Source organism: Enterobacter cloacae complex sp. OE43NF, assembly GCF_023544405.1.
Taxonomy (GTDB): Bacteria; Pseudomonadota; Gammaproteobacteria; order Enterobacterales; family Enterobacteriaceae; genus Enterobacter; species Enterobacter cloacae.
Genome location: NZ_JAMJFW010000003.1, coordinates 112,083 through 131,488, shown reverse-complemented (window position 1 = coordinate 131,488; position 19,406 = coordinate 112,083). Strand labels below are relative to the sequence as shown.

Sequence of the window (19,406 nt, the reverse complement as noted above, 5' to 3'; positions counted from 1 at the left end):
CTGGCGTCGTGGTAATAGTGAAACACTGTTGCAAAAATCCAGGTAAAACCTCATGCCCGAACCCGCCGCCGAACCGGCATTAAGCGGATTACGCCTTAATCTGCGCATTGTCTCCGTTGTGATTTTTAACTTTGCCAGTTATCTGACGATTGGCCTGCCGCTGGCGGTGTTGCCGGGCTACGTTCATGACGTGATGGGGTTTAGCGCATTCTGGGCGGGGCTGGTGATTAGCCTGCAGTACTTCGCCACGCTGTTGAGTCGCCCGCATGCGGGTCGCTACGCGGATCTGTTCGGGCCGAAGAGCATTGTGATCACAGGATTATGCGGCTGTTTTCTCAGTGGCCTGAGTTACCTGCTGGCGGCAACGACCAGCCACTGGCCGTTGGTCAGCCTGGTGCTGCTGTGCCTGGGCCGGGTGATCCTCGGTATTGGGCAAAGCCTGGCAGGAACCGGCTCGTCGCTGTGGGGCGTAGGCGTGGTCGGGGCACCGCACATTGGCCGGGTGATCTCCTGGAACGGCATTGTCACCTACGGGGCAATGGCGCTTGGCGCCCCGCTTGGGGTGATGTGCTATGCGTATGGCGGACTGTACGGGCTGGCGGGCACCATTATGGTGGTCGCGCTGGTGGCGATCCTGTTTGCCCTGCCGCGCCCGAAAGTGAAGGCCAGCAAAGGTAAACCGCTGCCGTTCCGGGCAGTGCTGGGGCGCGTCTGGCCGTATGGTATGGCACTGGCGCTGGCAACTACCGGCTTTGGGGTGATCGCCACCTTTATCACGCTGTTTTATGACGCCAAAGGCTGGGATGGGGCGGCCTTTGCGTTAACCCTGTTCAGCTGTGCGTTTGTGGGTGCCCGTTTGCTCTTCCCGAACGGTATTAACCGCCTGGGCGGGCTGAATGTGGCGATGATCTGCTTTGCGGTTGAGATTGTCGGGCTGCTGCTGACCGGTATAGCGACCGCGCCGTGGATGGCAAAAGTTGGCGTGTTCTTCGCCGGAGCCGGTTTTTCGCTGGTCTTCCCGGCGCTGGGTGTGGTGGCGGTGAAAGCCGTGCCGCCGCAGAATCAGGGGGCGGCGCTGGCAACCTACACGGTGTTTATGGATATGTCGTTGGGCATTACCGGGCCGCTGGCAGGGCTGGTCATGGCCTGGGCAGGCGTGCCGGTTATCTATCTTGCGGCTGCGGGTCTGGTGGTGATGGCCCTGATGCTCACGTGGCGGCTAAAAAAATGGCCCCCGGTGCAGGCACCGGAGGCCACGTCATCATCCTGACGTGTTACTGAATCACGATGGTGTTGATGATGTTTTCAGCGGCAGTCTGCGCTTTCTGCTGATCTTCCGCTGGCAGGGTGATCTGCAGGGTCAGCAGTTTGTTATCAACCTTACCCAGCACCACGGAAGAGTAAGCTGTCTGACCTTTTGCAGAGATAATGCTGTCCAGCTGCTGCAGCGTGTGGCCTTTCAGTTCGATGGACTTGTTCGTCACCACCTGCAGCTGCGGGTCGCGGCTGCGCTGCTGATCTTCCAGACGTTTGGACAGCACGGCCAGGTCTTCGCTGGTGTCGTCGCCCACAATCACAATCACCGCTTTCTGCCCGGTTGCATCGGAATAGACGTGCATGTTGTTCGCCTGGGTACCCAGCTTGCCGCTCTGGTCAGTCATATCCGCTGGCAGAGAAAAGCTGAGTTTACCGTCCAGCAGGTTCACCGGCTGACCGGTTGCGTTGCTCTCTGCAGACGCGCCCTGAGCAGGCGTTTTCGTGTCGCTGTTATCACAGGCTGCAAGGCCGACAACCAGCAGGCCAATCCCGACATATTTAACCAGATTGCGCATTGACTTCTTCCTTTCGATAAACGGCCATAACGGCTCATTTGTCCATCTTATCACAACTGATAAAGCGAACCCTTAACCAGCCTGCAATGCTGTGATTTCAGATTTATCTGCCAGTCTTTTCAGCAGCATATTCAGCAGCACGCCGTACATCGGCAGGAAGAAGACAATGCTGATAAGCACCTTGAAGCAGTAGTCCACCAGCGCAATTTCCATCCAGTGTTCGGCCATAAACGCATCCGGGCTGTGCCAGAAGGCAATGAAGAAGAAGGCCAGCGTATCGCTGACGTTGCCGAATAGCGTCGAGGCGGTGGGGGCCATCCACCAGCGGTGATTCTGACGCAGGCGGTTAAATACGTGCACGTCGAGGATCTGCCCCAGCGCATAGGCCATAAAGCTTGCAGTAGCGATTCGGGCAACAAACAGGTTGAAGTGGGTTAACGCCTCAAAGCCCTGCCAGCTTCCCATGTAAAACAGGGAGGAAATAACGTACGACACGAACAGCGCCGGCAGCATGACCGCAAAAATAATGCGGCGAGCCAGCGGTGCGCCAAAAATACGCACGGTCAGATCGGTGGCGAGAAAAATAAACGGGAAGCTGAACGCGCCCCAGGTGGTATGGAAACCAAAGATGGCAATCGGCAGCTGCACCAGATAGTTACTGGAGGTGATCACCAGCAGATGAAAAAGCGAAAGCCAGAACAACGCTTTTACGCGCTGCGATTCAGAAAACGGCGTCATATTGTGACCTTTTTATACGTTGGGGTGAGGGAACCCAATAAAAACCGCAGCATGATACTGCTTTGGCAGGACAATGCAATGGTTAGTTTTTACGCAACCGTTAACCTGGTTTGCATTGCTGGCTACGGGGCGTAAACTACAGCCGTTTTTATCTGACCGAGAACACTATGACCGATCTGTTTTCCACTCCAGACCACACCCTTGATGCGCAGGGCCTCCGCTGCCCTGAGCCGGTAATGATGGTGCGCAAAACCGTGCGCAATATGCAAACCGGCGAAACGCTGCTGATCATCGCTGACGATCCGGCAACCACCCGCGATATCCCCGGTTTTTGTACCTTTATGGAGCATGAACTGGTGGCACAGCAGACCGAAGCGCTGCCGTACCGGTATTTGATCCGCAAGGGGTAACCCCCTTACTGCATGCCTAACAATCCCGGCAGCCACAGCGAAATCGCCGGGATGTACGTTATCATTCCCAGCACCAGCAGCAGCATGCCGTAAAACGGTAGCATCGCGCGCACCACATGTTCGATTTTCTGCTTGCTTACCGCACTGGCCACAAACAGCACCGAACCCACTGGCGGCGTGATAAGCCCGATCCCCAGATTCACCATCATGATCATCCCGAAATGGACCGGGTCGATCCCAAGCGACTGGGTCACCGGCAACAGCACCGGCGTCAGGATCAGAATGATCGGCGCCATATCCATCAGGGTGCCAATCAGCAGCAGCATGATGTTGAGGTACATCAGGATCACGTACTTGTTATCCGAGAGCGAGGTGAAGAACGCCGTGATGCGCACAGGTAACTGCATGTAGGTCATCACCGCGCCAAACGCCGCCGCAAAACCAATCAAGATCATCACGATAGTGACCATTTTGACCGTCCGGCACATCAGCTTCGGCAGTTCGCTCCACGTGTAGTCGCGATAGATGAACATGGTGACAAAGAATGCCCACAGACAGGCGACCGCCGCGGATTCGGTGGCGGTGAATATCCCGGACATGATCCCGCCGAGGATAATTACCACCGTCATCAGCCCCCAGAGAGCGTCCAGCAAAATCTTCAGCGCCTGTTTAAAGGGGATCTTTTCGCCTTTTGGATAGCCGCGCTTATGGGCAAAGCACAGACACAGCGTCATCAGGCACAGTCCCAGCAGCAGCCCCGGCAGCACGCCTGCGATAAACAGCGTGGCAATGGAGACCGTACCGCCTGCGGCCAGCGAGTAGATCACCGAGTTGTGGCTGGGCGGGATTAAAATCGCCTGCACCGACCCGCTGGCGGTGACCGCCGCCGCATACTCGCGGGGATACCCCTTTCTCTCCATCTCCGGGATCATCACGCTGCCGATGGAGGCCGTATCCGCCACCGATGAACCGGAAATCGCGCCGAAAAAGGTGGAGGCCACGATATTCACCAGCGACAGTCCGCCGCGAATAAAACCGACAAAAACATACGCGAAATTCACCAGCCGTCGGGCGATGCCGCCTTCCGCCATGATCGCCCCCGCCAGGATGAAAAACGGGATCGCCAGCAGGGTAAATTTGTTAACCCCGCTGGTGATCTGGATCATCAGCGCTTCGAGCGGCAACTCGATCCACAACGCGCCCGCGACGGCGCTTAAGCCGACGGCAAACGCCACCGGCATACCCAGCGCCAGCAAAATGGCGAGGGTGAATAACAAAACGAATGCATCCATTGTTCACCCCTTAACTGTGGTTGCCGATCAGCACCACAGGACGGTTTTCCTGTGAGCCAAACAGCAGACGTTCAATGACAAACAGGATCAGCACCGCAGAACCAATCGGCAGCGGCAGATAACTCTCCCCTGACGTCAGGATCGGAAACTCGGCGACCGGCTGCTCCCAGAGCTCGACACACAGCCAGTAGCTGTACCAGAACATAATCAGCGAGGTCAGCAGCATCAGCAGATCCACCACGCGCGCACACGCTGTTTTCAGCATGTCTGGCAGTCGGTCGGTCAGCATGTTCACCGCGATGTGTGACCCGGCACGGTAGCTCACCGCCGCGCCGATAAACGTAAAGGTCACCATGCAGATGATGGCAATCGGCTCCGGCCAGGATTCACCGCGATTCAGCACATAGCGCGAGAAGATGCCAATCGGGATCACCACCGTCATGACCAGCAGCGCGCATCCCGCTACGCCCATGGCGAGCAGATACAGCCGGTCCATCCACTTCAGGTAGAGTTCGGACATACGTTCTCCGTTTACTGAACGTCAGCAATGGCTTTCATCAGGTCCTGATGCTTTTCGCCATACTGCGCGCGCACCGGCTCTGTGGCTTTGATAAATACCGATTTGTCGATCTCGTGGAACTGCACGCCACCGGCTTTCATCTTCGCCAGCGCCTCGGCGTTATAGGCCTGCCACAGCTTGCGCTGTTCGAACTGCGCTTCGCGCGCCAGGGTCAGGATTTTCTGCTGTTCGTCTGCGCTGAGCTTGTCCCATTTCACTTTTGAGTAGAGCAGCATTTCCGGGGTAATGAAGTGGCCGCTGAGGGTATAGTTTTTGGCGATCGGCATATAGTTATGGGCGATGAAGGTCGGCGGATTATTCTCAGCGCCATCGATTACGCCGGTCTGCATGCCGCTGTAAACCTCACTGACCCCCATCGCCACCGAGTTAGCCCCCATGTCTTTCAGTGTCGCCAGCGCCACCGGGCTTCCCTGAACGCGGATTTTTTTGCCTTTCAGATCCTCCGGTTTGACGATCGGCGTTTTGGTGATCAGGTTGCGGGTGCCGGAATCCATCCAGCCGAGAAACACCAGCCGCGATTTGGGGTTGGCGGTCAGTTTGTCGCCAATCTGCTTGCCGATATCGCCGTCGATGACTTTGTGCATGTGGTCTTCATCGCGGAACACATAGGGCAGGGTAAAGACTTCGATATCGGGCAGGATCGCCGCCACCGGAGCCATGGAGACACGGATCATGTCGATCGCCCCCATCTGCGCCTGTTCAATCATTTGCTTTTCATCCCCGAGCACGCCGCCGGGAAAGACCTTGATCTCCAGCTTGCCGTCGGTTTGTTGTTTGAGTTTCTCCCCCATGTGCTGTACGGCTACCACGTTCGGGTAGCCTTCAGGATGCACATCGGCGGCTTTAATGGTTTGCGCAGAAACGGAGCAGGCAAAAGCAGACAGACACAGAGCGGCCAGTAACGGCTTGAGGGTCGTTTTCATCAAGTCAACTCCAGGGTAGTGAGGTAAGTGTTAAAACGGTGTTTTAGTTTTGTACGTTTAAAAATTACACTATGGCCTGGAAAACGGAGGTGAAGCGCCTCACAAAAGCGTGAATTTCTGAAACGCTGGTTTAGATTTTTGAGAAGGGAAGGCCGGGTTGCCGTTACGCTTTACCCGGCCAGGCGTGCATTGCGTGTTATTTGCGTCGCAGTAAGCGGAGCGCGTTGGCCGTCACCAGCACCGTCGCGCCGGTATCCGCCAGCACCGCCAGCCACAGCCCGGTGATGCCGAGCAGGGTGGTGACGAGGAAAATCCCTTTCAGCCCCAGGGCGATGCTGATGTTCTGGCGAATATTGGCGCGCGTGGCGCGTGCCAGGGAAATCATCTGCGCCAGCCCGGTCAGGCGGTTATGGGTGAGCGCGGCATCGGCGGTTTCCAGCGCCACGTCGGTACCGCTGCCCATGGCAATCCCGATGGTGGATGCTTTCATCGCTGGCGCATCGTTGATTCCGTCGCCGATCATCGCCAGCGGAGCATGGCTGTTCAGCTCCGTCACGGCACTGACCTTGTCCGCAGGCAGTAATCCGGCCTTAAAGTCCAGCCCCAGCTCTCCGGCAATCGCGGCGGCGGCACGCGGGTTATCGCCGGTGAGGATCACACCCTGGATGCCCAGCTGATGGAGCGCTGCGACGGCCTCTTTCGCATCATCACGCAGGGTATCGCGCAGTGCCAGCATGCCTTTGGCGACGCCGTCCTGCATGACGGTTACCACAGTTTGTCCGGTCTGTTCTAACGCCTCAACCTCTGAGTTAGAAGACTTACCCGCCGCGACAATCAGCACCTTTTTACCGTCGATGTCGGCCTCAATCCCGGACCCAACCAGCGCCCGCTGCGCCGTTGCCGCCGGAATGGCCAGCCCGCGCGACTGCGCTTCACGCACAATCGCCTGCGCCAGCGGGTGAGTGGAACCCTGCTCTACGGCGGCGGCCAGCGTAAGCAGTTCATCTTCACCGATATCCTGCGGATACACGCCGGTGACCTGCGGCTTGCCGACGGTCAGCGTGCCGGTTTTATCGAACGCCACCTGCTGCACCTGGCTTAACTGTTCCAGCGCCGCGCCGCCTTTTATCAGGGCACCACGACGCGCCGCTGCCGCCAGACCGGAGGTAATGGCCGCCGGGGTGGAGATCACCAGCGCACACGGACAGCCAATCAGCAGCAGGGTCAGACCTTTGTAAATCCAGCCTTCCCACGGCGCACCAAAGAACAGCGGCGGAACGATAGTGACCAGCAGGGCAACCAGCATGATGGCGGGGGTGTAAATCCGGCTGAAGCGGTCAATAAATCGCTCGACGGGGGCGCGACGCTCCTCGGCCTCTTCGATCAGCTTCAGGATACGGTCGATGGCGCTGTCACCGGGTTCGGAAAGTACCGTGAGCTGGACCAGACGGTCGACGCTGGTGGCGCCCGCAGGTACTTTTTCACCGGCCGCGCGTTCAACCGGAATTGACTCGCCGGTGAGGGCGCTTTCGTCGAAGCTCGCGGTGGCGGTGAGCAGGGTACCGTCCGCAGGCAGGCGCCCTCCGGCTGCGACTTCAATCACATCGCCCGGACGCAGCGCGTTAATGGCCACCGTCTGGCGTTCGTTTCCGGTTACTCGTGTGGCGGTTTCGGGCTTAAGCGCCATCAGGGCGCTGACCCCTTTACGCGCCCGGCTTGCCGCCCAGCCTTCAAGACGTTCGCCAATTAAGAACAGCAGCAGCACCATGGCCGCTTCCGCTGTGGCACCAATGAACAGCGCGCCGATAGCTGCCACGCTCATCAGCGTTTCGATGGCGAACCAGCTGCCGCTTTTCATCAGCCGCAGCGCCTGACGGGCAATGGGATACAACCCGACAAGCGTGGTGGCGATAAACGCCAGATTGCCAAACGGGTGGTTGATCTGCTCCAGACCCCAGCTCAGGGCCATCATCATCACGAGCGCGATAAGGGGCAGATTTTCTCGCAGCGGAGCGGTTTTTTCGGCGGGGGCCGTTTCGCTACGCAGGGAATAACCGGCCTGGCTGACCGCGGACACAACCTGCTCGCTAACGTCACTCTCGGCGCTGACCAGCAGTTTTTCGGTCGCAAAGCGCACCTGCACGTGGCTGACGCCGGGGATCTGTTTTACCGCATTTTCGACTTTGCGGGCGCAGGCCGCGCAATCCATGCCGTCAACCACCCAGCTGTAATGGTTTCCGCTTTCAGGCAGCGGCTGCGCGTTTTGCGTTTCGCATGCCCCGTCACAGCAGCAGTCATCTTTCGCTGGCACCGGGCTGAGCTTAAATGCTGAAAATTGTGGGGCTTTTTTAGGTGTTTCTGGAGTCGACATGGCACTCTCCGGTAATGATAATTTTCTCATTAACCGCAGCATACACTCTGGAGTCGACTCCAGAGTCAAGGCTTATTTAGATATACAGCGAACGCACAATCAGGAAGTGCCCCGCAAAGTAACAGGCGGAGGCAATCGCGTTATCAGCCCGGAAACGACGGCGATAGTGGCTGCCCAGCCAGACGATATTGCCGATTAACAGCAGCGCCGCGCCAAAGAAAGCGGACATCGCCTGTGAGGTTGGGCGGAAGAACCACAGTTCACCGGCCAGCCACACCATCACCAGCGTCATGGCAATAAACGTGCAGACGGGCAGACGCATCTCTTCCAGGCGTGACCAGATCACCGCGATCAGCAGCGCGCCGATCACCAGCAGCACCAGCGGGAGCGGCCAGAAGAAGGATAGCGTCATCTGGCTGGCAAAGTAGATGGTGTAAAGCAGATGCGACAGGAAGAACGCCCCCACGGCATACAGCAGACGCTGACGCGGCAACAGGGTTAAGGCATCGCCAATCAGGGAAGCACACAGCCCGGCGAGGACCAGGTAGCTGATGGCGTTAAACATCGGCGCTTGCCAGGCAAGCAGCAGGAGCAGCAACAGCGTGACGGGTTTAAACAACCAGCGCTGCCAGGCCGGACCGCGGTATGACGCATCGACATAAAGCCATGCGGAAAAACAGACAGCGATAAATGACCAAAGCATATTAACTCCCTGTATCTGTTAAGGCTGAATAATCAGTTTCATCTTCAGTGTAGTGATGCGGGCAGGCGTTTGGCAATGCCGGGGGAGTCAGGGTATCCTGAATTCCGCATAATCTTATGGGATTGTTGAATGAGCAAGATGCCGCTGTTTTTCATTATCGTGGTGGCGATTATCGTCATTGCCGCCTCGTTCCGTTTTGTGCAGCAGCGCCGCGAGAAAGCGGATAACGACGCCGCGCCGTTGATGCAAAAGCGCGTGGTGGTGAGCAATAAACGCGAAAAACCCCTTAATGACCGGCGCTCGCGCCAGCAACAGGTTACCCCTGCGGGAACGACCATGCGCTATGAAGCGAGCTTTAAGCCGGAAACGGGCGGCCTGGAGATGACCTTCCGCCTGGAGGCGCAGCAGTACCATCAACTGACGGTAGGTGAGAAAGGGATGCTGAGTTACAAAGGGTCGCGGTTTGAGGGGTTCAGGGCTGAATAATACGGTCCCCTCTCCCAGTGGGAGAGGGTTAGGGTGAGGGCATCAGACCGCACCTTACTTCTTCACCTGCGCCTTAAACTTCTTCATCCACACCAGCAGTTCAAACACGCCGAAAATAAACACGCGCAGCTGCTGCCAGCCGGTCATCTGCGGGCCGTCTTTTGGCAGGCCATTTTTCAGCATCACCATCTGCAGGGCATGCATGAAGGTGGTAAAGATAAACGCCACGTTCACAAAGATATTCATCGGGCGCGGGAACGGATGCACCAGATTGAGCAGTAAAAACGCCCAGACGCACAGCATCAGCAAACGTCCCAGATTAATCAGTACTGGCATTGGATTCTCCTTGTGCCTGACGATGATACAGACGATAAGCGACCTGACCCGCCACTTTTTCGCGGTGTAAATCCCAGTGAACCGGCACTGGCGGTAGCCCGTTTTCCACTTCGCTTTCAACGTAAATCAGCGCGTCATCCGCCAGCCAACCGTTGCTTTCCAGCAGGGATAACGTCTCTTCCAGCAGCCCCTTACGGAACGGCGGATCGACAAACACCACGTTGTGCGGCGTGCCTGGCTGTGCGAGGAAACTGAGCGTATTGGTGTTCACCACTTTGGCGTTGGTGGCTTTCAGCGTCGCCAGATTTTGCTGCAGCGTCTGCGCGACGCCGCGCTCCATCTCCAGCAGCGTGGCGCTGGCGGCGTAGCGCGAGAGGGCTTCCAGCCCTAATGCGCCGCTGCCCGCAAAGCAGTCGAGGCAGTGGGCGTCTACCATTGACGGGGCCAGCCAGTTAAACAGCGTTTCACGCACGCGGTCGGTGGTTGGGCGTAAACCGGGGCTGTCCGGCACCGGGAGTTTCCGGCCTCGCCACTGGCCACCGATAATACGAATTTGACCGGCTGGGGCGCGGTTGGGTTTCTTCATCTCAGGAAAGCTCTGTTAACAATTGGCCTGCGATTGCGGGCGGTGATGTCAATTAAGTAAAGTGTTAGACTATTTCATCATTTTTTTAGCTTCCATGTATATAGCGCCGCGAGGAGTGTAGTCGCAGATGGCAAAACAAAAAAAACGTGGCTTCTTTTCCTGGCTGGGTTTCGGTGAAAAAGAGCAAGAAACAGAACAGAAAACCGAAGAACAACAAGCCGTTGAAGAGCAGTCTCAGCCTGAAACGCCTGTAGAAACCGCCGCGGTTGTCGAAGCGGAAGAGCATGCGCACAGCAAAGAAGAGACTGAAGCCTTTGCTGAAGAGGTGGTTGAGGTCACCGAACAGGTTCAGGAGAGCGAAAAGCCAGAACCTGTTGTTGAAGCGGTTACTGAAGCGCCGCAGGCCGTTATCGAACATGAAGAGTTGCCGCTGCCGGAAGAGGTAAAAGCGGAGGACGTTTCCCCTGAAGAGTGGCAGGCCGAAGCGGAAACCGTGGAAATTGTCGACGCGGTGGAAGAAGAAGCGGCACATGAGCCGGCGCTGACCGACGAAGAGCTGGAAGCCCAGGCGCTGGCCGCTCAGGCGGCTGAAGAAGCGGTTATCGTCGTGCCGGTGGAAGAGCAGGCCGAAGAGGAGATCGTTCAGGAGCAGGAAAAACCGACCAAAGAAGGTTTCTTTGCCCGCCTGAAACGCAGCCTGTTAAAAACCAAAGAAAATTTAGGTTCCGGATTTATCAGTCTGTTCCGCGGCAAAAAGATCGACGACGATCTGTTTGAAGAGCTGGAAGAGCAGTTGCTGATTGCGGACGTTGGGGTGGAAACCACCCGTAAGATCATCGCCAACCTGACCGAAGGGGCGAGCCGCAAACAGCTGCGCGACGCCGAAGCGCTGTACGGCCTGCTGAAAGACGAGATGGGTGAAATTCTCGCAAAAGTTGACGAACCGCTTAATATTGAAGGCAAAACGCCATTTGTTATTCTGATGGTTGGCGTTAACGGTGTCGGGAAGACCACCACCATCGGCAAACTGGCGCGTCAGTTCGAGCAGCAGGGTAAAACGGTGATGCTGGCGGCGGGTGATACCTTCCGCGCGGCGGCGGTTGAACAGCTGCAGGTGTGGGGCCAGCGCAACAACATTCCGGTGATTGCGCAGCACACCGGTGCGGATTCCGCGTCCGTGATCTTTGACGCCATCCAGGCGGCGAAGTCGCGAAATGTGGATGTCCTGATTGCCGATACCGCAGGGCGTTTGCAGAACAAATCGCACCTGATGGAAGAGTTGAAGAAAATCGTCCGCGTCATGAAGAAGCTGGACGAAGACGCACCGCATGAAATTATGCTGACCATCGATGCCAGCACCGGACAGAACGCCGTCAGCCAGGCGAAGCTGTTCCATGAAGCGGTAGGACTGACCGGGATCACGCTGACCAAACTGGACGGCACCGCGAAAGGCGGGGTGATCTTCTCCGTGGCCGATCAGTTCGGCATTCCTATTCGTTACATCGGTGTGGGCGAGCGTATTGAGGATTTGCGTCCGTTTAAGGCGGACGACTTTATTGAGGCATTATTTGCCCGAGAGGACTAACAATGATTCGCTTTGAACACGTCAGCAAGGCCTATCTCGGTGGGAGACAAGCGCTGCAGGGGGTGACCTTCCACCTGCAGCCAGGCGAGATGGCATTCCTGACCGGCCATTCCGGCGCGGGGAAAAGTACCCTGCTCAAGCTTATCTGTGGGATTGAACGGCCAAGCGCCGGGAAAATCTGGTTCAGCGGCCATGAGATTAGCCGTCTTAAGAACCGCGAAGTGCCGTTCCTGCGTCGCCAGATCGGGATGATTTTCCAGGATCACCACCTGCTGATGGATCGCACCGTTTTCGATAACGTGGCGATCCCGCTGATTATTGCCGGTGCCAGCTATGATGATATCCGCCGTCGCGTCTCTGCGGCGCTGGATAAGGTCGGGCTGCTGGACAAAGCGAAGAACTTCCCGATCCAGCTCTCCGGCGGTGAACAGCAGCGTGTGGGCATTGCCCGTGCGGTGGTGAACAAGCCTGCGGTATTGCTGGCGGATGAACCGACCGGTAACCTGGACGACGCCCTTTCTGAAGGGATTTTGCGTCTGTTTGAGGAATTCAACCGCGTTGGGGTGACGGTATTGATGGCGACGCACGACATCGGGCTCATTTCCCGCCGTTCGTACCGCATGCTGACCCTGAGCGACGGGCATTTGCACGGAGGCCACGGTGAACAAGCGTGATGCAATGAACCAGATTCGGCAGTTCGGGAACCGGTTTGACCGTTTCCGTAAGCCGCAGGGTGGCGGTGACGGTAACCGTAATGCGCCGAAGCGGGCGAAAGCCGCGCCGAAGCCAAACTCCCGCAAAACCAACGTGTTCAATGAACAGGTACGCTACGCCTTCCACGGCGCGTTGCAGGATCTGAAAAGTAAACCGCTGGCGACGTTCCTGACGGTGATGGTTATCGCCATTTCGCTGACGCTGCCAAGCGTCTGCTATATGGTCTATAAGAACGTGAATCAGGCGGCGTCGCAGTACTATCCGTCTCCGCAGATCACGGTCTATCTGGACAAAGCGCTCGACGATAACGCCGCGGCGCAGGTGGTGGGGCAAATCCAGGCCGAGAAGGGCGTGGAGAAGGTGAACTACCTTTCCCGCGAAGAAGCGCTGGGTGAGTTCCGTAACTGGTCAGGCTTTGGCGGCGCGCTGGATATGCTCGAAGAGAACCCGCTGCCGGCCGTGGCGGTGGTGATCCCGAAGCTCGACTTCCAGGGAACGGATTCACTTAATACGCTGCGCGACCGCATCTCTACCATTAAAGGCATTGATGAAGTGCGTATGGACGACAGCTGGTTTGCGCGTCTTGCCGCACTGACCGGGCTGGTGGGGCGCGTGTCGGCGATGATTGGCGTGCTGATGGTGGCGGCGGTGTTCCTCGTCATCGGTAACAGCGTGCGCCTGAGCATTTTCGCTCGCCGTGATACCATCAACGTGCAAAAGCTGATTGGTGCGACGGATGGCTTCATCCTGCGTCCGTTCCTTTACGGCGGCGCATTGCTCGGTTTTTCCGGCGCATTTCTTTCACTGATATTGTCAGAAATTTTGGTGATGCGGCTCTCCTCCGCCGTGACCGAGGTGGCGCAGGTCTTCGGAACTAAGTTTGATATCAGTGGCTTAGGGTTCGATGAGTGCCTTCTTCTGCTGCTCGTCTGCTCCATGATTGGCTGGGTGGCAGCATGGCTGGCGACGGTTCAACATTTACGCCACTTTACTCCCGACTAAGAAAAGCGTGATATAATCTTTCCCTGCACCGAGATGTTCGCTCTGCAGGGAAAGCGTCCCTGTTGTCTCTTCCCCTGTTATCATCTCCATGTCACATTTTATGCGTAATTTATTCACCGTTGCACCTGGAACTTGTGGATAAAATCACTGTCTGATAAAAGAGTGAATGCTAATCTCGTTGCTCAAACGCTTTGGCATGGTTGTTGCCTGATGGGGACAACCTGGACCAGAAGAAACATTGAGAGGAATGAATGACCAAAGAAATGCAAACTTTAGCTTTAGCCCCTGTTGGTAACCTGGAATCGTATATCCGGGCTGCGAACACCTGGCCGATGTTAACGGCCGAGGAAGAAAAGGAGCTTGCTGAAAAGCTGCATTACCAGGGCGATCTGGAAGCAGCGAAAAAGCTGATCCTGTCTCACCTGCGCTTTGTTGTTCACATTGCTCGTAATTATGCGGGCTATGGCCTGCCGCAGGCGGACTTGATTCAGGAAGGTAACATCGGCCTGATGAAGGCTGTACGTCGCTTTAACCCGGAAGTGGGTGTACGACTGGTCTCCTTCGCTGTGCACTGGATCAAAGCAGAGATTCACGAATACGTGCTGCGCAACTGGCGTATCGTGAAAGTCGCCACGACAAAAGCGCAACGCAAACTCTTCTTCAACCTGCGTAAAACCAAGCAGCGTCTGGGCTGGTTCAATCAGGATGAAGTAGAAATGGTGGCGCGCGAGCTGGGTGTTTCCAGCAAAGATGTGCGTGAGATGGAATCCCGTATGGCCGCGCAGGACATGACTTTTGACATGTCTTCCGATGACGATGCGTCCGACAGCCAGCCAATGGCGCCGGTACTGTATCTGCAGGATAAGACCTCTAACTTTGCTGACGGCATTGAAGAGGACAACTGGGAAGATCAGGCCGCGAACAAGCTGAGCTATGCGATGGAAGGCCTTGACGAGCGTAGCCAGGATATTATCCGTGCCCGCTGGCTGGACGAAGACAACAAGTCCACGCTGCAGGAGCTGGCCGACCGCTACGGCGTGTCCGCTGAACGTGTGCGTCAGCTTGAAAAAAACGCCATGAAAAAACTTCGCGCCGCGATTGAAGCGTAATTTCCGCGAAGTATGACGAGAGCCCCTGGATGCGAATCCGGGGGTTTTGTTTTTTTAGCGCCCGCTCTGGCGAATTTCTCCCCCCTGGCAAACACTTACTGATGCGCTAAGCAGGCGACTTTTTCAGGGGGACAGGGTGAAAAATAACGAACTGAACGACCGGCGTTTACAGGCGACGCCGCGCGGCATCGGCGTGATGTGTAACTTCTATGCCGAAAAAGCTGAAAACGCCACGGTGTGGGACGTCGAGGGCAACGAGTATATCGACTTCGCCGCCGGAATAGCGGTGCTGAACACCGGGCATCGCCATCCAAAAATCATTTCCGCCATTGAAAAACAACTTCATGCCTTCACCCACACGGCGTACCAGATTGTGCCGTACGAGGGCTATGTGTCGCTTGCCGAGCGAATCAACGCGCGTGTGCCGATTGACGGCCCGGCCAAAACCGCCTTCTTCTCAACGGGGGCAGAAGCCGTCGAAAACGCGGTAAAAATTGCCCGCGCATACACCAGACGCCCAGGCCTGATCGCCTTTGGCGGTGCTTTTCATGGACGCACCTCGATGACCATGGCGCTGACGGGGAAAATTGCCCCTTACAAGCTGGGTTTCGGGCCGTTTCCTGGCTCGGTATATCACGCCCAATACCCCAATGAACTGCACGGTGTCAGTACGGCGGAGGCATTAAAAAGCCTGGAGCGTATCTTCAAAGCGGACATTGCCCCGGACCAGGTCGCGGCCATTATTCTTGAACCGGTTCAGGGTGAGGGCGGTTTCAATATCGCACCGGCGGATTTTATGCAGGCCTTGCGCGCCCTGTGCGATACCCATGGTATTTTGCTGATCGCCGACGAGGTGCAAAGCGGTTTTGCGCGTACCGGAAAACTGTTCTCGATGGAACACCACTGCGTGAAACCGGATCTGGTCACCATGGCGAAAAGCCTGGCGGGTGGCATGCCGCTCTCGGCGGTGTCGGGCCGCGCCGAGGTGATGGACGCGCCTGCGCCTGGCGGACTGGGCGGTACCTATGCCGGTAACCCACTGGCGATCGCCGCCGCACATGCCGTGCTGGACGTGATTGATGAAGACGACCTTTGCACGCGCTCGGCGCACCTGGGTCATCATCTGGTGGAAGTACTGAACAAAGCGAAGGAACACTGTCCGTATATCGCGGATATCCGCGCACAAGGCTCAATGGTGGCGGTGGAGTTTAACGATCCGCAATCCGGGCTGCCGTCACCGGAATTCACCCGTCAGGTTCAGGAGCGAGCCCTGCAGGAAGGCCTTCTGCTTCTGAGTTGCGGCGTGTACGGTAACGTCATCCGTTTCCTCTATCCGCTCACAATCCCTGAAGTGCAGTTCCGTAAAGCGCTGGACATTATTTCTGCGTCGCTGACTCGTTAAAGCCAGAAGCCCGGTGAAATTCCTGCCGGGCTTATCATATATTCATTTCAAATTTGCTATTCCAAAATCATAAAAATGGGGTATGTTTTAGCAGAGTATGCTGAAAAAGCGCGACTGGTATACCTATAACTGAAATAAAGCGCTACACAACAACATCACAACAATCGTAATAACCATAATAATGGGGAATCTCAGGATGAACATGAAGGGTAAAGCGTTACTGGCAGGATGTATCGCGTTGGCATTCAGCACCATGGCGCAGGCCGATATTAAAGTGGCCGTGGTGGGCGCGATGTCCGGTCCGGTAGCACAGTATGGCGACCAGGAATTTACGGGCGCAGAACAGGCGGTTGCCGACATTAATGCGAAGGGCGGTATCAAAGGCGAAAAACTGCAGATCGTAAAATATGATGATGCCTGTGACCCCAAACAAGCGGTTGCCGTGGCGAACAAAGTGGTGAACGACGGCATCAAATACGTTATCGGTCACCTGTGCTCCTCTTCCACCCAGCCTGCGTCTGATATCTACGAAGACGAAGGCATCCTGATGATCACCCCGGCGGCAACGGCACCGGAGCTGACGTCGCGCGGCTATAAGCTGATCCTGCGCACCACCGGTCTGGACTCCGATCAGGGCCCAACGGCCGCCAAATACATTGTCGAAAAAGTGAAGCCGAAGCGTATCGCGATCGTTCATGACAAACAGCAGTACGGTGAAGGTCTGGCGCGCTCCGTGCAGGACAACCTGAAGAAAGCGAATGCTGACGTCGTCTTCTTTGATGGTATCACCGCCGGTGAGAAAGACTTCTCTACCCTGGTGGCGCGTCTGAAGAAAGAGAATATCGACTTCGTTTACTACGGTGGCTACCACCCGGAAATGGGGCAGATCCTGCGTCAGGCTCGTGCAGCGGGTCTGAAAACCCAGTTCATGGGGCCGGAAGGGGTGGCGAACGTTTCCCTGTCTAACATTGCCGGTGAGTCTGCGGAAGGCCTGCTGGTGACCAAGCCGAAGAACTACGACCAGGTCCCTGCGAACAAACCGATTGTAGATGCCATTAAGGCGAAGAAACAGGATCCAAGCGGCGCGTTCGTCTGGACAACCTACGCAGCACTGCAGTCTCTGCAGGCGGGTCTGAACCAGTCAGCCGATCCGGCTGAGATTGCCACCTGGCTGAAAGCGAACTCTGTTGATACCGTGATGGGGCCGCTCTCCTGGGATGAGAAGGGCGATCTGAAGGGCTTCGAGTTCGGCGTGTTTGACTGGCATGCCAACGGTACTGCTACTGACGCAAAATAATGCTGGTGCGGGTTGATACCCCCCTCACCCCGGCCCTCTCCCACAGGGAGAGGGAGAAAACCGGGCAATGCCCTCTCCCTGTGGGAGAGGGTTAGGGTGAGGGCATCAGGCCGCACAAATCTAGCGCTTCTCCCACCCATTTTTCTGCGCCGTAAACCCTAACGCCTGCATAAACGCCGCCATCACGCTACGGTCCTCCACGCCTACGTCGGCCATCCACCAGGAGTTAATGCTCGGGTTTTCACGGATCACTTCTTCAATCAGGTACTGTCCTACGCCGCGACGACGGGTGACGTCACGCACGCGCAGAGAGTCCAGCGCCCCTTCCGTGCCGCTCAGCGTCACGCGCACAGCAGCCAGCAGACGCTCGTTGAAGCGCGCGGCATAAATACGGTGGGTTTCGTCAACGCTCAGCGATGAAGGGGAATATTCCGGCCAGATCTTGCCCAGGTCGATATGATCCTGGTCGCTAAAGGTCACCAGACGAACGATAGTCAGTTTCATTAGCTGCTTGTCCAAATCAAATTGAGTAGAGGCAGTGTACTCAATTTATTCGCTCAGCGGCTTCCTCTTTTTATTCCCCGTTACCAGGTGATTAGTTTTTTGCCAGGACGAAGTGCAGTCTGAAAACACATGGATCGAAAAATAAGCAGAATTTTAACCTGAATGGCAGTGATTTATTCGGCGCTTTGTGCCGTTATTTTATGCTGCAAACTGCACTTTTATTTGTTTATCTCTGCCTGATTTCAGAATATTATCTTTGCTTAATCGCCTGAAAAATAGAGATTTTAGTCTGGTTTTTGATAAAAACCTGCGCTAAACCATTAAAGGCACTGGTAAAAATAGCGTTGTGCATTAAAAGTACAGAATGCTTTTTAACCATAATAAAACAAAATATATACACGACATCACGAATGGGGATTCAGAGATGAAAAGGAACGCGAAGACGTTAATCGCGGGCATGGTTGCATTGTCTCTCTCGCATGCAGCCATGGCGGAAGAGATTAAAGTTGCGGTGGTCGGTGCCATGTCCGGGCCTGTTGCCCAGTGGGGTGACATGGAGTTCAACGGCGCACGTCAGGCAATTAAAGACATCAACGCCAAAGGTGGCATCAAAGGCGACAAGCTGGTGGGCGTGGAATACGACGACGCCTGCGATCCAAAACAGGCCGTCGCGGTGGCGAACAAAATCGTGAACGATGGCATCCAGTATGTGATCGGCCATCTGTGCTCATCGTCCACTCAGCCTGCGTCTGATATCTACGAAGACGAAGGTATTCTGATGATTACCCCTGGTGCCACCAACCCGGAGCTGACCCAGCGCGGCTACCAGCACATTATGCGTACCGCCGGTCTGGACTCCTCCCAGGGGCCAACCGCGGCGAAATATATCCTCGACACCGTTAAGCCAAAGCGCATTGCCATCATTCATGACAAGCAGCAGTACGGCGAAGGTCTGGCGCGCTCCGTGCAGGACGGCCTGAAAAAAGGCGGCGCGAACATCGTCTTCTTCGACGGCATTACCGCCGGTGAGAAAGACTTCTCCGCACTGATCGCCCGTCTGCAAAAAGAGAACATCGACTTCGTCTACTACGGCGGCTACTACCCGGAAATGGGCCAGATGCTGCGCCAGGCGCGCGCCACCGGTCTGAAAACCCAGTTTATGGGGCCAGAGGGCGTGGGCAACGCCTCCCTGTCCAACATCGCAGGGGATTCTGCCGAAGGCATGCTGGTCACCATGCCAAAACGCTATGACCAGGATCCGGCCAACAAGGCTATCGTGGATGCGCTTAAGGCGCAGAAGAAAGATCCGAGTGGTCCATACGTCTGGATCACCTACGCGGCCGTGCAGTCTCTGGCAACGGCAATGGACCGTACCGGCAGCAAAGAGCCGCTGGATCTGGTGAAAGATTTAAAAGCACACGGGGCGAACACCGTGATTGGGCCGCTGAACTGGGATGAGAAAGGCGATCTGAAGGGATTTGAATTTGGTGTCTTTAAGTGGCACGCCGACGGTTCGTCTTCGGCCGCCAAATAATT

General features: G+C 56.3%; 19 protein-coding genes and 1 pseudogene. 10 read left to right on the top strand and 10 right to left on the bottom strand.

Annotated elements, in window-relative coordinates:
* The first annotated feature begins 17 nt into the window (after window positions 1-17).
* Window positions 18-1,270: pseudogene (locus tag M8370_RS02975) on the top strand (MFS transporter).
* A gap of 4 nt (window positions 1,271-1,274) precedes the next feature.
* Here the strand turns inward: M8370_RS02975 and M8370_RS02970 are convergent.
* On the bottom strand, window positions 1,275-1,832 hold the full coding sequence (locus M8370_RS02970; protein ID WP_013099152.1) for a DcrB family lipoprotein: 558 nt from the start codon (window positions 1,830-1,832) through the stop codon (window positions 1,275-1,277).
* Window positions 1,833-1,904: 72 nt separating this feature from the next.
* Complete coding sequence (locus tag M8370_RS02965) at window positions 1,905-2,570, bottom strand: 7-cyano-7-deazaguanine/7-aminomethyl-7-deazaguanine transporter (protein ID WP_013099151.1); 666 nt, start codon at window positions 2,568-2,570, stop codon at window positions 1,905-1,907.
* A 167-nt stretch (window positions 2,571-2,737) separates the two neighbouring features.
* Here M8370_RS02965 and tusA point away from each other — a divergent pair, with 167 nt between their 5' ends.
* Window positions 2,738-2,980: a sulfurtransferase TusA gene (gene tusA, locus M8370_RS02960; protein ID WP_014833603.1), complete on the top strand. Its 243-nt coding sequence runs from the start codon at window positions 2,738-2,740 to the stop codon at window positions 2,978-2,980.
* A gap of 5 nt (window positions 2,981-2,985) precedes the next feature.
* Here the strand turns inward: tusA and M8370_RS02955 are convergent, their stop codons facing one another.
* The 5 genes from M8370_RS02955 to M8370_RS02935 form a co-directional block, all read right to left on the bottom strand.
* The gene (locus tag M8370_RS02955) at window positions 2,986-4,272 is read right to left on the bottom strand and encodes a TRAP transporter large permease (protein WP_250020462.1); all 1,287 of its coding nucleotides are present in this window, start codon (window positions 4,270-4,272) and stop codon (window positions 2,986-2,988) included.
* Between the two features lie 10 nt (window positions 4,273-4,282).
* Complete coding sequence (locus M8370_RS02950; RefSeq protein ID WP_023621484.1) at window positions 4,283-4,792, bottom strand: TRAP transporter small permease; 510 nt, start codon at window positions 4,790-4,792, stop codon at window positions 4,283-4,285.
* Between the two features lie 11 nt (window positions 4,793-4,803).
* Entirely contained in the window at window positions 4,804-5,775 is a 972-nt protein-coding gene (locus tag M8370_RS02945) for a TRAP transporter substrate-binding protein (protein WP_013099147.1), read from the bottom strand.
* Window positions 5,776-5,971: 196 nt separating this feature from the next.
* Entirely contained in the window at window positions 5,972-8,146 is a 2,175-nt protein-coding gene (gene zntA, locus M8370_RS02940) for a Zn(II)/Cd(II)/Pb(II) translocating P-type ATPase ZntA (RefSeq protein WP_250020461.1), read from the bottom strand.
* Between the two features lie 76 nt (window positions 8,147-8,222).
* A complete protein-coding gene (locus M8370_RS02935) occupies window positions 8,223-8,849 on the bottom strand; it encodes a lysoplasmalogenase (RefSeq protein WP_013099145.1) in 627 nt (208 codons plus the stop codon).
* A 129-nt stretch (window positions 8,850-8,978) separates the two neighbouring features.
* On the opposite strand from M8370_RS02935, the gene M8370_RS02930 reads away from it, so the two are divergent.
* A complete protein-coding gene (locus M8370_RS02930) occupies window positions 8,979-9,335 on the top strand; it encodes a DUF2500 domain-containing protein (RefSeq protein WP_029883607.1) in 357 nt (118 codons plus the stop codon).
* Window positions 9,336-9,389: 54 nt separating this feature from the next.
* Here the strand turns inward: M8370_RS02930 and M8370_RS02925 are convergent, their stop codons facing one another.
* Window positions 9,390-9,671, bottom strand: a complete 282-nt coding sequence (locus M8370_RS02925; protein ID WP_013099143.1) for a DUF1145 family protein — start codon at window positions 9,669-9,671, stop codon at window positions 9,390-9,392.
* The gene (gene rsmD / locus M8370_RS02920; protein ID WP_029883606.1) at window positions 9,655-10,257 is read right to left on the bottom strand and encodes a 16S rRNA (guanine(966)-N(2))-methyltransferase; all 603 of its coding nucleotides are present in this window, start codon (window positions 10,255-10,257) and stop codon (window positions 9,655-9,657) included. Before rsmD ends, M8370_RS02925 begins: the two co-directional genes overlap by 17 nt.
* Before the next feature lie 127 nt (window positions 10,258-10,384).
* Between rsmD and ftsY the strand changes: the two genes are divergently transcribed.
* The 6 genes from ftsY to livJ all read left to right on the top strand — a co-directional run bounded on the left by ftsY (window position 10,385) and on the right by livJ (window position 17,366).
* Window positions 10,385-11,842, top strand: a complete 1,458-nt coding sequence (gene ftsY / locus M8370_RS02915; protein ID WP_023621804.1) for a signal recognition particle-docking protein FtsY — start codon at window positions 10,385-10,387, stop codon at window positions 11,840-11,842.
* A gap of 2 nt (window positions 11,843-11,844) precedes the next feature.
* Complete coding sequence (gene ftsE, locus M8370_RS02910; protein ID WP_013099140.1) at window positions 11,845-12,516, top strand: cell division ATP-binding protein FtsE; 672 nt, start codon at window positions 11,845-11,847, stop codon at window positions 12,514-12,516.
* A complete protein-coding gene (ftsX, locus tag M8370_RS02905; RefSeq protein WP_013099139.1) occupies window positions 12,503-13,558 on the top strand; it encodes a permease-like cell division protein FtsX in 1,056 nt (351 codons plus the stop codon). The genes ftsE and ftsX overlap by 14 nt, the downstream gene beginning before the upstream one ends.
* Window positions 13,559-13,809: 251 nt before the next feature.
* Window positions 13,810-14,667, top strand: coding sequence for an RNA polymerase sigma factor RpoH (gene rpoH / locus M8370_RS02900; RefSeq protein WP_008500093.1), 858 nt, complete (start codon window positions 13,810-13,812; stop codon window positions 14,665-14,667).
* 136 nt (window positions 14,668-14,803) lie between these two features.
* Entirely contained in the window at window positions 14,804-16,069 is a 1,266-nt protein-coding gene (locus tag M8370_RS02895) for a 4-aminobutyrate--2-oxoglutarate transaminase (RefSeq protein WP_250020460.1), read from the top strand.
* Window positions 16,070-16,265: 196 nt separating this feature from the next.
* Window positions 16,266-17,366 carry a branched chain amino acid ABC transporter substrate-binding protein LivJ gene (livJ, locus tag M8370_RS02890; protein ID WP_014833593.1) on the top strand — a complete coding sequence of 367 codons (1,101 nt, stop codon included), beginning with the start codon at window positions 16,266-16,268 and terminating at the stop codon, window positions 17,364-17,366.
* A 120-nt stretch (window positions 17,367-17,486) separates the two neighbouring features.
* On the opposite strand, the gene panM is transcribed toward livJ, so the two are convergent.
* Window positions 17,487-17,870: an aspartate 1-decarboxylase autocleavage activator PanM gene (gene panM, locus M8370_RS02885; protein ID WP_057072388.1), complete on the bottom strand. Its 384-nt coding sequence runs from the start codon at window positions 17,868-17,870 to the stop codon at window positions 17,487-17,489.
* A 424-nt stretch (window positions 17,871-18,294) separates the two neighbouring features.
* Here panM and livK point away from each other — a divergent pair, with 424 nt between their 5' ends.
* Window positions 18,295-19,404: a high-affinity branched-chain amino acid ABC transporter substrate-binding protein LivK gene (livK, locus tag M8370_RS02880; RefSeq protein ID WP_250020459.1), complete on the top strand. Its 1,110-nt coding sequence runs from the start codon at window positions 18,295-18,297 to the stop codon at window positions 19,402-19,404.
* Window positions 19,405-19,406: the final 2 nt, after the last annotated feature.